The organism is Paenibacillus sp. S33, from assembly GCF_053615415.1.
Window position 1 is genome coordinate 286,422 of sequence record NZ_JBSIEZ010000002.1, and the last position, 15,180, is coordinate 301,601.

Here is a 15,180-nt window from a genome sequence, read left to right on the forward strand (position 1 = left end):
AAAGAGTTTGTATTTAAGGAGGAGTACTTATGAGTGATTTGAAGAAACAAAACATAAAAGATATGTACCGGCTCACTCCTATGCAGCAAGGGATATTGTACCACTATATGATGGATAAAAATTCAGACGCCTACTTTGAGCAGATATCACTTTCTATAAAAGGCATCCTGGACATTGATTGTGTTGAAAAGAGCGTTAATATCATTATTGAAAAGTATGACGCTTTGAGAACAATTTTTTTGTATGAAAATGTAGCCAAGCCCTTACAAGTAGTCATGAAGGAAAGAAAGCTGTCTGTCAGCTATGAGGATATTACCTCCCTTGCCGAAGAACTAAGGGATAGGTATATAGAAGAATACAGGGTTAAAGACAGAAAAAAGGGCTTTGACTTATCAAGGGATACTTTAACAAGAATAAGTGTAATTAAAACAGGCTACCAATCTTATAACATGGTATGGAGCTTTCATCACATCATTATTGATGGGTGGAGTCTCGCAAATATATTTAGAGAATTTATGGAAAACTATGAAGCCCTGATGAATAGCCGGGAGCCGGAGTCAGGAAAGGTATATCCTTACAGCCGCTATATCAAATGGTTGGAAGGCAGAAATCAGAACGAGGCCGCAGATTACTGGGAAACCTATCTTAAAGGTTACGAGCATCAGACAGTCCTTCCCCAAAACGGCAGGTCTGCAAGTGATGATTTCAGGATTGAAGAAACGGAGTTTAAAATATCTGAACAAATAACTAGCGATCTTGAGAAGTTTGCAGCCAAAAACAATACAACCATGAGTACCATTATAAAGACCATATGGGGGATATTATTACAGCGGTATAACAATACCGATGATGTGGTGTTTGGTGAGGTGGTATCGGGAAGGCCTCATGAAATACAGGGAATTGAGAGCATGGTGGGTTTATTTATAAATACCGTTGCAGTAAGGGTGAGTTGTGATGAGGATAAAACTTTTACCGAACTGATCAAAGAGATGCAGCAATCGGTGCTTGAATCTGACCGGTACAGTTTCTATCCTCTGGCGGATGTGCAGTCAAAAACATGCTTGAAAGATGCCTTGATACATCATGTCATGGCTTTTGAAAATTACCCTATGGATGAAGCGGTTAATGCTTCATCCAGTAATGGCATTTTAAATGTAGTTGGAATGGAAATATTCGAGCAGACGAATTATGATTTTGGGATACTCGTTGATGGCGGTAAGGAATTATCTATTAAATTCAGTTACAACTCACTGGTATATGATGATAATTTCATAGAAAAAATCAAGGGACATTTTCAGTCGGTAATAGAAATTGTAACCGATAATCCCGATATGCATATTAGGAATATTGATATACTCACCGAAGTGGAAAAGAAAGAAATAGTACACTGCTTCAATAATACAACGGAGGAATACCACAGGGAAAAGACCATTCACCAACTATTTGAGGAACAAGCGGTGAAGACACCTGACAATGCGGCAGTGGTGTTTGAGGGTAAGCAGCTAACCTATAGGGAACTCAATGAGAAGTCAAATCAGCTTGCAAGAGTGTTGAGGGATAAGGGAGTTAAACCAGACAGCATAGTGGGTATTATGGTAGAACGCTCACTGGAGATGGTCATAGGTATATTTGGCATACTTAAAGCCGGAGGGGCATATATGCCTATAGATCCTGACTACCCTAAGGCAAGAATCGAATATTTACTCGAGGACAGCGAGATAGGGGTGCTGATTTCCCGAAAGCAATTCCTGGAGAAAGTGGAGTTTTACGGGAAGTATATAGACATAGAAGATGAAAGCCTTTATGCCGGAAACCCTATGAACCTGGAAGTGGTATGTTCACCGCAAAATTTGGCATATATCATTTATACATCTGGGTCTACAGGAAAACCTAAAGGGGTTATGGTAGAACATAAAGGGGTAGCAAATCTGGAGGCGTTTTTCAAGACCCGCTTAAATGTAAGTGAAAGCGATAGGATTATTCAATTTGCATCAATTTCATTCGACGCTGCAGTTTGGGAAATATTTATGGGACTATTGGCAGGAGCAACACTATATATATCTTCAAGCGAAATTATCAATGACTATCGAAGATTTGAAGAATACCTAAATGAAAATGAGATAACTATTGCTACTTTACCACCTCCGTATCTGGCAAATCTGGACCCGGAAAAAGTAACTTCCTTAAAGAAGGTAATTGCAGCAGGTTCGGCTTCCACTCCCGAACTTTTAAAGAAATGGAGCAACAGGATTTCATATATAAATGCTTATGGACCTACTGAGACAACCGTATGTGCAACGGTATGGAAAGCAGATGATTGTGAGACGGCCGATAAGTCGGTACCTATTGGTAAACCTATTACCAATACCCGGGTGTTTATAGTTGATGAAAACAATAATCTTAAGCCCATAGGTGTTGAGGGTGAACTCTGTGTTTCCGGGGCAGGATTGGCGAGAGGATACTTGAAAAAACCGGAACTTACCAGGGAAAAGTTTGTACCGAACCCATTTATGCCTGGAGAACTGATGTATAAAACAGGAGATCTTGCAAAGTGGCTTCCTGACGGGAATATTGCATTTGCCGGCAGAAAAGACCACCAGGTTAAAATAAGAGGGTATAGAATCGAGCTTGAGGAAATAGAAGCAGCCCTTTTGAAGCATGCTGATATAAATGAGGCGGTGGTCATTGACCGGGAGGATTCAAGTGTAGGCAGGTATCTTTGCGCTTATATAGTGTCTGACCGAGAAGTGACAGTGACCGAAATAAGGGAGCTTATATCTAAAGAGCTACCCGATTATATGATTCCATCCTATTTTATGAGGATAGCAAAAGTACCGTTAACCATAAATGGAAAATTGGACAGAAAGGCGCTGCCGCTGCCTGATGGAAGAATAAATACAGGAACAGAGTATGCAGCGCCTTCAGGTGAAGTAGAGGAAAGGCTTGCGCTGCTGTGGCAGGACATCCTTGGAATAGAGAAGGTAGGAAGAAATGATAACTTCTTTATGCTCGGAGGACACTCGTTAAAGGCAACAAGCCTTGTAGCAAGAATTCACAAAGAGTTCAATGTAGACATACCTCTTAAGGAAATATTCAAGACACCAACCATCTTAGAAATTGCCAGCTACATTGAAGACTCAAAGGAGAGCCTATATCAGTCCATTCAACGTGCTGGGGATATGGAATATTATCCCATGTCATCCGCCCAGAAAAGACTATATATATTAAACCAGCTTGAAGGAGCTGGAATCGCCTACAATATACCTGGCATAATATTGCTGGAAGGTACTGTTGATAAAGCACGTTTTGAGCAGGCTTTTCATAGTCTGATAGAAAGGCATGAGAGCTTTCGAACCTCCTTCCATATGATCGAGGAAGAGCTGTCTCAGAAAGTCCATGACAAGGCGGACCTAAGTATCATGTACCTGGAAACCAGTGAAGAGAAGGTTCCCGAAATAGTGGAGAAATTCATAAGGCCCTTTGACCTTGGAAAGGCTCCACTATTAAGAGTTGGACTTGTAAAGATTGGAGAAGCCAGACATATTATGGTGTTTGACATGCATCATATCATATCGGATGGAGTGTCCAACGACATACTGGTAAGAGAGTTTATAAGCTTATATGAAGGGAAAATACTTCCTCCACTGCGTATACAGTACAAGGACTACTCAGTTTGGCAGAGGGAATTGTTTGCAGGAGCTGCCATAAGTAAGCAGGAGGAATTCTGGCTCCAGACCTTTCAGGGAGAGATCCCTGTGCTGGATTTATCCACCGACTACCCAAGACCCGCAGTACAAAGCTTTGAAGGAGACTACATCAGCTTTGAAGCTGATAGCGAGCTTGCGGTTAGACTTAACAAGCTTCGATCAGACAATGGAGCTACATTATATATGACGCTTCTTGCTGCATACAATGTGCTGTTATCTAGATACACTGGACAGGAAGATATTATTGTGGGAAGTCCTATAGCTGGAAGGCCTCATGCTGACCTTCAAGACATCATAGGTATGTTTGTAAACACTCTGGCCATGAGAAACCACCCGCAAGGAGAAAAGACTTTTATTGAATTCTTGAAAGAAGTTAAAGAAAATGCTTTGAAAGCATACGACAATCAGGACTATCAGTTTGAAGAATTAGTGGATAAGCTGGACATAAGGAGGGATATGAGCAGGAATCCCCTCTTTGATACCATGTTTGCCATATACAATGTTGGAAAAGCAGAGCTCATAACGTCTGATCTAAGCTTCAAGCCGTACAACAAAGGGATAGAAGGCAGAATATCAAAATTTGACATCACCTTAAATGCATTTGAGACTGAGGATGGTATAGCCTTTGAACTCGAATACTGTACAAGACTGTTTAAGAAAGAAACAGTTGAAAGACTTGGGGCTCATTACATCAATTTGCTGGAAGAAATTGCAGCATACCCCGAAAAAAGGCTTTATGAAATCGAAATGTTATCACAGGAAGAAAAACAGCAAGTATTATACAGCTTTAACGATACTGCTCTCGAATATCCCCTGGATAAAACCATACACCAAATGTTTGAGGAGCAAGTGAAAAAGACTCCTGATCATATTGCAGTGGTTTTTGAAGGTAAACAATTAACCTACCGAGAACTGAATCAAAAGGCAAACCAATTGGCCAGGGCATTAAGAGAAAAGGGAGTAAAGCCTGATGATATTGTAGGCATAATGGTGGACCGCTCGCCTGAAATGGTTATAGGTATAATGTCAGTAATCAAGGCTGGGGGGGCGTACCTTCCTGTAGATCCTAATTATCCATTGGAAAGAAAAAGGTATATGATGGAGGACAGCAAGGCCAAAATTTTACTCACCCAAAATCATCTTATGGATCGTGATGATTTCGATGGTGAGATTATTGATTTATCTGATTATGATTATAATTTTATAAACGATGTGAATATAAAATGTATAAATAAGCCTGGTGATACAGCGTACATCATCTATACCTCTGGCTCAACAGGAAACCCTAAAGGTGTTTGCATTGATAATAAGAGTGTATTAAACCTGGTAGAGGGTCTGTTCCAGAGAATATATAGCAAATATGAATCACCGTTGAATGTTTGCCTCATTGCCCCTTATGTTTTTGATGCTTCGGTGCAGCAGATTTTCGCAGCACTGCTAATGGGGCATGCATTGTACATTGTACCGGAGGAAGCAAGGAAAGACGGTAAAAAGCTGCTGGACTTCTATAGTGAAAATAGGATTGATATTTCGGATGGAACGCCCATACACGTAAATATGATGTTAAATTCTCCTCCTATAGATAATAACCTAAAAGTGAGACATTTTATTATAGGCGGAGATGTTCTTCCATTTGATGCAGTAAAAGACTTCCTAAGCAGATTTGAGGATGTGCAACCTTGCATCACAAATGTTTATGGTCCTACCGAATGCTGTGTGGATTCTACGGAATATTTGATTACTGCGGCGGGGCTTAGTAGATTGGATAATATCCCCATAGGCCGTCCTTTGCCAAACACCAGAGCATTCATACTTGGTAAGAAATTAGAAGTAAATCCTATAGGTATCGCTGGGGAATTATATATATCTGGGGATGGTCTTGCCAAAGGCTATTTAAACAAGACGGGGCTTACTGCAGAAAGATTTGTATCTAACCCGTTTATAAAGGGAGAAAGAATGTATCGTACTGGGGACTTGGCAAGATGGCTGCCTGACGGGAATATAGAATTTTTAGGCAGGATGGACCACCAGGTAAAGATAAGGGGATTTAGAATAGAACTTGGAGAAATAGAGGCTCAGCTATTAAGACATGCTTCAATAAAAGAAGCTGTGGTTATTGTAAAGGAAGACCAACAGAAGAACAAGGATCTGTGTGCATATTTCGTTGGGGAAAATGAACTGACAATAACTGAACTAAGGGAATGCCTTTCAAAAGAATTGCCCGAGTATATGATTCCGGCATACTTCATGCAGCTGGATGAAATGCCTTTGACAGCCAATGGTAAGATAGACCGGAAGAACTTGCCCCACCCTGCTGCTCATTTAAATACTGGAGTAGAGTATGAAGCACCTTCAGGTGAAGTGGAAGAGAAGCTTGTACAATTGTGGCAGGATATCCTGGGGGTTGAGAAAATAGGGAGAAATGATAATTTCTTTGTGCTTGGGGGGCACTCATTAAAAGCAATAAACTTTGCAGCCAAAATTCACAAAGAGTTCAATGTAAATATATCTCTTAAGGAGATATTCAAGCTGCCGACAATTGCAGAAATTGCCAAGTACATCCAGGAAGCCCAAGAGAGTATTTATCAATCTATCCAGCCCACTGGAGAAATGGAATACTATCCTATGTCGTCTTCCCAAAGAAGGCTGTATATATTAAATCAGCTTGAAGGAGCAAGGGTGGCATACAATATGCCAGAGTTTATGTTGTTAGAAGGCAGTATTGATATAGAACGTTTTGAGAAAGCCTTAGATCAGCTGGTAAAAAGGCATGAGGCTTTCCGGACCTCCTTCCATATGGTAGATGGTGAACCGGTGCAGAAGGTCCATGATGAGGTGGAATTTAGTATCATGTACATGGAAACCGGCGAAGAAAAAGCCTCAGAAGCAGCAAATGAATTCATAAGGCCATTTGACCTTGGCAAGGCTCCTTTACTAAGAGCAGGGCTCATAAAAATTAGAGAAGACAGGCATGTCATGATGCTTGATAAACACCATATCATATCTGACGGGGTGTCGGATGAAATACTGGTAAGAGAATTCATAAGCTTGTATGAAGGAATGAATCTTCCAGCACTTCAGATTCAGTACAAGGACTATTCCGTATGGCAGAATAAATTGTTTGCTGACGGCACAATCAGTAAACAAGAAGAATACTGGCTCCAGGCATTTAGGGGAGAAATACCAGTACTTGATATGCCGGTAGACTACCCAAGGCCGGCTATACAGAGTTTTGAAGGCGATATGGTCAGTTTTGAAACAGGCCGGGAACTTGCACATAAACTGAACAAGCTTGCCGTGGATCATGGAGCAACACTGTATATGGTGCTTCTAGCTTCATACAATGTGCTTCTTTTCAAATACACCGGACAGGAAGATGTCGTAATTGGAAGCCCTATAGCAGGAAGGCCACATACAGATTTGCAGGACATCATAGGCATGTTTGTCAATACCCTAGCTATGAGGAATTACCCTCAAGGTAAAAAGAATTTCAGCGAGTTTTTGATGGTAGTAAAAGAAAACGCTCTACTGGCTTATGAAAACCAGGATTACCCATTTGAGGAACTTGTGGAGAAGCTTAGCATTAAGCGGGATTTGAGCAGAAATCCGCTGTTTGATACTATGTTTGTCTTGCAAAATAAAGAGGCATCAGAATTTAAGATGAATGGGCTAAGGTTCATGCCCTATGATAATGAGTTCAGGGCGTCCAAATTTGATTTGACCCTAAACGCCCAAGAGACCCAGAATAATATTGTATTTGGGTTAAAGTATGCTACTCGTCTGTTTAAGAAAGAGACAATAGAAAAACTTGGGGTCCATTTCATCAATGTACTGGAAGAGATCACAGCTTACCCCGAAAAGATGCTGTCCGAAATAAATATACTATCTCAGGATGAAAAACAGCAAATACTAAATAGTTTTAATGATACAAAGGCAGAATACCCTAGGGATAAGACTCTACATGAGCTGTTCCAAGACCAAGTGGAAAGGACACCTGATAATGTAGCTGTAGTGTTTGAGGACAAGCAATTAACCTACAGGCAGCTCAATGAAAAGGCAAATCAGCTTGCCAGAGCACTAAGAAGTAATGGTGTAAAGCAAAACAGCATAGTTGGAATAATGGTAGAAAGATCCGTAGATATGCAGGTTGGAATACTGGGAATTTTAAAAGCAGGAGGTGTCTATTTACCAATTTCAACCAAACTTCCTGAACTAAGAATAAAAAAATTACTGGAAGATAGTAATGCAACTATGCTGTTGACGCAATCACATTTAGCGGATAAAGCAGAGTTTTACGGTAATATATTACTGCTTGATTCCCCTGAAATATACATTGGAAGTGCTGAAAACCTTGATAAAATAAATAAACCAGAGGACTTAGCTTATATCATTTATACATCGGGATCTACTGGAGTTCCGAAGGGTTCAATGATAGAGCATCGAAGTGTAGTTAACTTGGTTTATGGACTAAGAAAGCTTGTCTATGAAAATTATGATAATTATTTAAATGTTGCCCTTGTGTCCCCTTACTTTTTTGACGCATCTGTAAAACAAATATTTGCGGCTTCTCTCCTTGGCCATACGCTGTTTATAGTTCCTGAGGATACAAGGCTAGATGGTGAGGGCCTTCTAAAGTACTATAACAGGAATTCAATTGCTGTTTCAGACGGAACACCAGCACATATAAAGCTTTTAACAGATACTGCCAGGCCTGGCGAAAGTCTTTCAGTTATGCAGTTTATTATCGGAGGGGAAGAACTTTCATGTAAAGGTATACAAGGTTTCTATGATCGGTTTAAAGATAATAACCCTACTATAACAAACGTTTATGGTCCAACAGAATGCTGCGTAGATTCAACTTATTACCATTTAAGCCGTGAGAAGGTGAGAAATCTAACAAGTATACCTATAGGTATGCCATTGCAGAATTATAAGATATATATACTTAATGAAGACATGAATATCTTACCGGTTAATACAACTGGTGAAATATATATATCTGGAGATGGGCTGGCAAAAGGCTATTTGAACAAACTTGAATTGACTACGGAAAAATTTGTAGCTAATCCTTTCAGCTCTGGAGAAAGAATGTATCGTACCGGTGATCTTGGAAGGTGGCTTCCTGACGGAAACATCGAATTTATAGGCAGAGTAGACCATCAGGTAAAGATTAGGGGCTTTAGGATAGAGCTTGGGGAAATAGAAGTGCAGCTATTAAAGCATCCTTCAATAAAAGAAGCTGCGGTAATTGCAAAGACAGACCAGGAGGGCAACAAGTATTTGTGTGCTTATATAGCAGGGGAAAGTGAATCTACAATATCAGATTTAAGGGCGCTTCTCTTAAAAGAACTTCCCGATTACATGATACCACAATACTTTGTTCAGCTGGAAAAGCTGCCTTTGACAGCCAATGGCAAAATAGATCGGAATAATTTACCCCAAAATGACGGTACTTTAGCTACATCAGTAGAGTATGTAGAGCCTTGCGGTGAAGTTGAGGAGAAGCTTGCACTGCTGTGGCATGATGCCCTTGGAGTACAAAAAATTGGTGTGAATGATAACTTCTTTGAACTGGGAGGATACTCACTGAAGGCAATATCCCTTATAAGCAGAATTTATGAACAGTTAAATGTTGAGGTACCACTAAAAGACTTTTATATGGCCCCAACCATAAAGGAAATTGCCCGTTTTATACACAATACGTACGCCAATGATTATATTACACCAAGTCCGGCAATTCATTTTAATTCAGCAATGGAGAGTCTTATGTTTGCATTCCCTCCAGGAGGAGGAAATGGAATAGCTTATGGTAGTTTATCAAAACAAATGAATGCTTATTCCATATATTCCTTTGACTTTATAGAAAATGAGAGCAGGATGGAGGAGTATGTGAAGGCAATTACTTCTGTCAAACCCGAGGGCCCATATATTCTATTTGGTTACTCGGCAGGAGGTAATCTGGCATTTGAAGTTGCTAAAGTATTAATTGAAACTGGACATCATGTATCCGATATAATCTTTCTGGATTCGGCTAAATCATTTGTCCTTATTGAGGAAGAAAGCGAAGATGCTAAGAAACTTGCTGAGCAACAGGATAAAGAATTTATAGAAGAAAATGAGAAACTTATAAAAGGCATGTTTGGAGATAACCAGGCAGTTATTGAAAAGGCCATTGAAAGAATGAGAAATTATCATAAATACACTAGAAGTGTTATAAACTCGGGACAGATAAACTCCAATATCCATCTTATTATATCACAGCAGCAAGACAATGAAGGTGAAGCTGATTTATGTGAAGGATGGAGAGAGGCAACAACGGGAGAGTTCAAAGTATATAACGGATTTGGCAGTCATTTTGATATGTTAAGTACAGGATATATAGATAAAAATGCGGCTATTATTAAAGAAATATTGGAAGAGATCAACCAATAGTTCAGATATAAGGGGTAGATATAATGGATAAGATTAAATTGTTTTGTCTGCCGTATGCAGGAGGTTCTGCAGCAGTATATAAATATTGGGAACAATACTTGCATGATAGGATTGAGCTTTTCCCGATTGAGCTTGCGGGAAGAGGCAGCAGGATTGGTGAACCGTTTTACGGAAGTGTTGAGGAAGCGCTTGAAGATATACACCGTATTATCATAAGCAACCTTGAAGAACAACCTTATGCGTTGTTTGGCCACAGTATGGGCAGTGTACTTGTATATGAACTTGCCTATAGAATAAAGGAGCTCGGACATCCATATCCTGTCCATATGTTTATTTCCGGCAGATATCCTCCGGGTTTTGTAAGTAAGAAGAAGGTACTCTATGATTTGCCGGATAAGGAGTTTGTGGATGAGGTATTTAAGCTGGGAGGCACGCCCAAAGAGGTTCTGAAAAGCAATGAATTAATGGAGTTGTTTTTACCGATACTCAGAGCGGATTTTAGAATTACTGACACATACAGGCACATTGAAAAAAACGCTAAGCTTGACTGCGATATAAGTGTATTGTGGGGAAAAAGAGAAAAGGGAGCCACTATTTTTGACGTTGCAAAATGGCATGATTATACGTCCAAAAGTTGTAAAATTCATATGTTTGACGGGGATCATTTTTTTATACACGATTACAAAAAGGATGTAGCAGCAATAATAAATAGTAGTCTCATCGACTTTGCAGACAATGGTATGTGAAGACTGAAGTTTATTTAAAATTTAATATGAAATCAAGAGGCTAAGTTTTTAGGTTGACTTTAATGACCTGTAGACTTAGCCTCTTTCCAGTCTAATCAAAAATTTCAAGAAAGTAGAACCTACGTCCTATTGGAATTATTTTCATGTTTCTGTATTATCAGAATTGTAATCATTTGTTTAAGCGCTTTAATTATGGAATGAACTTGAAGTATTTGTGAAAACAAAGGGGGGAAATAGTGCTGATAAATGTTGAAAATGAGCAACACAGGAAAATATCAGAAGAAAAATACAAGGAGGTTTGAAAATGACTAGCAAAAAGTTTTCTTTTAAAGCCACATCACTTTTGGTAGTTTTAGCAGTATTCTTATCCACCTTTTGCGCAGTCTTGCCGGTGAGCGCAGCCGATAGGGGAGCATGGGCACCAAATACTGCCTATGCAGTAAATGATACAGTAACATATAGTGGAAGTACTTATACCTGTCGTCAGGCACATACTTCCCTCGTAGGTTGGGAACCACCTATTGTTCCTGCTTTATGGGAGAAAGGCGGCAGCGGAACTACGCCACCTACAACACCGCCAACAACGCCACCAACAGGTCCTTCAGTAACGAAGCCTTCCGAAGTTCCAAGCCACATATGGACATACACAATGAATGCGGGCGATAAATTCGGTAAAGGCGGAGATTCTGCTTTATTGCTGAGTGCTGTGATCAAAAAGGAAAGCAGCTTTGGAGCAGGCTTACCAGGCAGTCCATCAGCCGGCGACGGATTGATGCAGGTAGAACCAAACACACGTAATGCTTATTTATCTCAATTCAGTTCAAAATTTGGCCATGCTTATAATCACGGCAGTGAACAAGATCAGGTATACTTGGGCGCCCTGATTTTAAATGAAAAGATTATTAAATTCGGCAATATATATAACGGCTTATTACACTATAACGGAGGAGATTACTGGTATCCGGGAGCTACAGATTCTTATGGCCGTCCTATTCTGGCCAATCAATATGCAGATGCAGTTTACTCTACTTATAAGGGCTATGGCGGTAAGAACTAAGGTGGATTTTAAAAAAAGATAAGCAAAATCGGGCTGAAAAATGCGTTTTTTCAGCCCGATTTTTTTAGGGCCTGTACGCAAACTGTACAACTCGTAGAAATCTAGTAAAATAAGGCACATGAGACGAAGATACGAGTTAACGGATGAAGAATGGAATATAGTTGACCCCCTGTTGCCCCCAGCCCGAAAAAAACAGGGAGGACGTCCGCCCAAGGATCGGCGCCAGATGCTCAATGCCGTGCTTTGGGTTGCTCGAACGGGCGCGCCATGGCGGGATTTACCGAGTTACTATGGCCCTTGGTCTTCAGCCTACAGCTTTTTCTGGCGGCTACAAAAAGCGAATATTTGGGGTGAAATACTGAAGCATGTCGCCATCGAGCCGGATTGGGAGCAGGTCATGGTCGATGCCACCATCGTCCGCGTCCATCAACATGGAGCGGGCGCAAAAGGGGGCAGGGCCGGCAAGCAATCGGACGTTCGCGCGGAGGATTAACTACCAAAATTCATGCGATGGTGGATGCGCTCGGCTATCCGCTGCGTTTCGAATTGACGCCAGGACAAGACCACGATTCTGTCACCGGCTATCGCCTTCTTCATGAACTGGACTTCTGCCCGGGCGAAGTGTTGGCTGATCGCGCCTACGATACCAATGCCATTCTGGAGCTTTTGCAAAGCCGAGCGATCACTCCGGTTATCCCAAGCAAACGCAATCGGCGGGTAAAGCGCCCGTTAGATTCTGAAACGTATAAAGAGCGACACTTAATTGAATGCTTTTTCAACAAAGTAAAAAACTATCGACGCTTGGCCACTCGCTATGAAAAAACAGCGAACATGTTCATGGCTTTTTTGACGCTGCTTTCAATTCGTTTATGGCTCAAATAGGTTTGCGTACAGGCCCTAAATGAAATCGTAGCTGAAGAGGGGCTACCATATGAAATTATACCAATTAACAATGGCTTTTCTTCATTAGATGAACACTATGGAAATCTAGTTACGGAAATGTGGGCATCTATTAAGGAACAATTAGAACAGAATATGAGCAACTTTATGAATGGAGATCCGAGCGTTCTGCAATTGCCTGATGATGATGTTCTTATAACCCAACTTACAGGACGTAAATGGAACATGACTAGTAAAGGTAAAATGCTGCTTGAAAGTAAGAAGGATATGAAAAAGCGTGGGCTCAAGTCACCAGACCGAGCTGACGCTTTTGTTTTGACATTTGGATAATATTTGATGGAGCCAGATACACATATTATGCTTCCTTCAATAGGTAGTGTGGCAGTAAAAAGATAATCATTTGATAAGAAATATCTTAATGCTGGTTTATGAAAGTGTAATTTGTGGTGGAAAAAGGCGGTTTAGGAATTAGTAAAAATAATGCTTCAATTATTTAAGCTAGTGAATTATTCTTATTTAAAATCCGATAGTTATAACAAAAGGAGAGTGGGAGCTATAGTTGATCTGTTTACGCCAGTAGTTAGTGAGGAATTGTTTCATCCCAATTTTAAAGCTATTCTTAATGAGCCACAAGCCCAAAAGGTTTTAAAAGGCTGGTTATTAGGTTTTAGTGATAGAGATAATAAATTCGTAAAAGAATTCCAAACAACATTTAATTCGAGTTTTTGGGAAATATATTTACATGCGACATTTGGGAATTTTGGTTTTTCTACTGATTATGGTCACTCAGCTCCTGACTTTTTTATTACCAAAAATAAAAAAAGTATAATAGTAGAGGCGGTAACTACACAGCATTCTCAGGATGGTACTCCAGAATATAATGGTGTAAAGACAGTGGAATTATTGAAAAATATAGCAACGTCTCAAGAAGAAGCGGAGAGAGTACACTCAGAAATAGTGCACACAGCTACAGAAAGAATTTCAAACAGTATTACTAATAAATCTAATAAGTATATAAAAAGCTATTCAATGCTAGAGCACGTAAAAGGAAAGCCATTTATACTTGCTCTTGGGGCTTACGAACAACCTCTCTTTTATTATCAAGCATCTGCCCCAATTCAACGTGTCCTATATGGTTTGATGAAGGCAGAATATAGAGGAGATGAACCTCATTACGAGGTATCTGATCATATTATTAAGAAGAGCACTGGTGCCCGCATTCCAATAGGGATATTTAATGATAGTAAATTTAGCCATATAAGTGGAGTTTTGTTTAGTTCGGTTGCTTCTTTTGGTAAGGTGAGAGCAATGCAACCGAATAAGCAAAAAGATATATTTTTTGAAACCTATAAATTTAATAGCTTTGGACCGGAAGGGTTGACGGAAGTTGTTCCTCATACAAAATATAAAGAAAGCCTTATTGATGGATTACACTTATTTTTGAATCCTTTTGCTGCTAATCCGATTGATGATGCGTTGTTTAGCTCTCCGGGGTTAGCGAAATCTTATGATTTATATACAACAGAAATACAACATGGTTTTCTTTTTAAGAGGAGTGTTACAAATTTAAATAGTAGCAAAAGGAGTTCGCACTCGTTTAAGTATTGATCAAAAATGACTGAATATTTGAAATATATCTCGAATTACCTGAAGAACATTCCGACCTGAAAGAGATAGTATGGAATACGCTAAAAGATTACAAAGAGAAACAATACTGAGTCGCTCAAATGAGCGGCTTTTTTATCGAGCCAATCATCACCTCCAGAAAGAAATGGCAGAGGTTTAGTCCCTGCCTAAGGAGTTCAAAAAAATGAAAAGATTGCGTACGGGTAGATGAACTGGGGAAAACAGTTTTGTTATCGACTTACTTGTGCAATAGAGGTAAAGCTATGAGTAAGGGGGAATTACGATGAGTAAGCAAAAAATAGAAACTTGTAAGATGCATATTAAGGACTTAGAGGAGAAATTAAAGAAAATTTATACTGTTGACGTGTTAAAAGCGGGGCAAGCAGAAGATATGCTTAATTGCGATGTACGCGAAGCGCTGGACACGAATAATTTTCTTGAAAGCATCTATTCTAACCTTGAAGCTAAAGGAGTAGCAGAGGGCGATACTTATGATAAATACAACTCGTATTTAATCAACGTGCGGAATGGAAAAACTGAAATTAAGAATGTCATTTCAAGGATCGAACAAGAAAACGCCGCTGAGATTAAAAATATAACTATACTATTGGAAGCATTCAAGTCGGAATTAAGATTATGGGAAACGTAACTTCCAAAGGCACCCATTGCGGTGCTTTTTCTTTTGCCTTCATACGGCAAAACATGAACCGTT

6 protein-coding genes and 1 pseudogene are annotated in these 15,180 nt (G+C 39.8%); all 7 read left to right on the forward strand.

The window, feature by feature from the left end:
- The first annotated feature begins 29 nt into the window (after positions 1-29).
- Positions 30-10,139: an amino acid adenylation domain-containing protein gene (locus ACWGXJ_RS26290; RefSeq protein WP_452568128.1), complete on the forward strand. Its 10,110-nt coding sequence runs from the start codon at positions 30-32 to the stop codon at positions 10,137-10,139.
- Positions 10,140-10,162: 23 nt separating this feature from the next.
- Complete coding sequence (locus ACWGXJ_RS26295) at positions 10,163-10,885, forward strand: thioesterase II family protein (RefSeq protein ID WP_025721395.1); 723 nt, start codon at positions 10,163-10,165, stop codon at positions 10,883-10,885.
- A 304-nt stretch (positions 10,886-11,189) separates the two neighbouring features.
- Positions 11,190-11,942: a carbohydrate-binding protein gene (locus tag ACWGXJ_RS26300; protein ID WP_452568129.1), complete on the forward strand. Its 753-nt coding sequence runs from the start codon at positions 11,190-11,192 to the stop codon at positions 11,940-11,942.
- Between the two features lie 118 nt (positions 11,943-12,060).
- A pseudogene (locus ACWGXJ_RS26305) lies at positions 12,061-12,824 on the forward strand (IS5 family transposase).
- Between the two features lie 165 nt (positions 12,825-12,989).
- Positions 12,990-13,172, forward strand: coding sequence for a hypothetical protein (locus ACWGXJ_RS26310; RefSeq protein ID WP_452568130.1), 183 nt, complete (start codon positions 12,990-12,992; stop codon positions 13,170-13,172).
- Between the two features lie 150 nt (positions 13,173-13,322).
- Positions 13,323-14,450 carry a hypothetical protein gene (locus ACWGXJ_RS26315; RefSeq protein WP_452568131.1) on the forward strand — a complete coding sequence of 376 codons (1,128 nt, stop codon included), beginning with the start codon at positions 13,323-13,325 and terminating at the stop codon, positions 14,448-14,450.
- 301 nt (positions 14,451-14,751) lie between these two features.
- Positions 14,752-15,117, forward strand: coding sequence for a hypothetical protein (locus ACWGXJ_RS26320; protein WP_452568132.1), 366 nt, complete (start codon positions 14,752-14,754; stop codon positions 15,115-15,117).
- The last annotated feature ends 63 nt before the right edge of the window (positions 15,118-15,180 follow it).

Bases quoted from the DNA above. Each gene is read 5' to 3' on its own strand.
- ACWGXJ_RS26290 (WP_452568128.1), top strand. From the start codon at position 30: ATGAGTGATTTGAAGAAACAAAACATAAAAGATATGTACCGGCTCACT.
- ACWGXJ_RS26295 (WP_025721395.1), top strand. From the start codon at position 10,163: ATGGATAAGATTAAATTGTTTTGTCTGCCGTATGCAGGAGGTTCTGCA.
- ACWGXJ_RS26300 (WP_452568129.1), top strand. From the start codon at position 11,190: ATGACTAGCAAAAAGTTTTCTTTTAAAGCCACATCACTTTTGGTAGTT.
- ACWGXJ_RS26310 (WP_452568130.1), top strand. From the start codon at position 12,990: ATGAATGGAGATCCGAGCGTTCTGCAATTGCCTGATGATGATGTTCTT.
- ACWGXJ_RS26315 (WP_452568131.1), top strand. From the start codon at position 13,323: ATGCTTCAATTATTTAAGCTAGTGAATTATTCTTATTTAAAATCCGAT.
- ACWGXJ_RS26320 (WP_452568132.1), top strand. From the start codon at position 14,752: ATGAGTAAGCAAAAAATAGAAACTTGTAAGATGCATATTAAGGACTTA.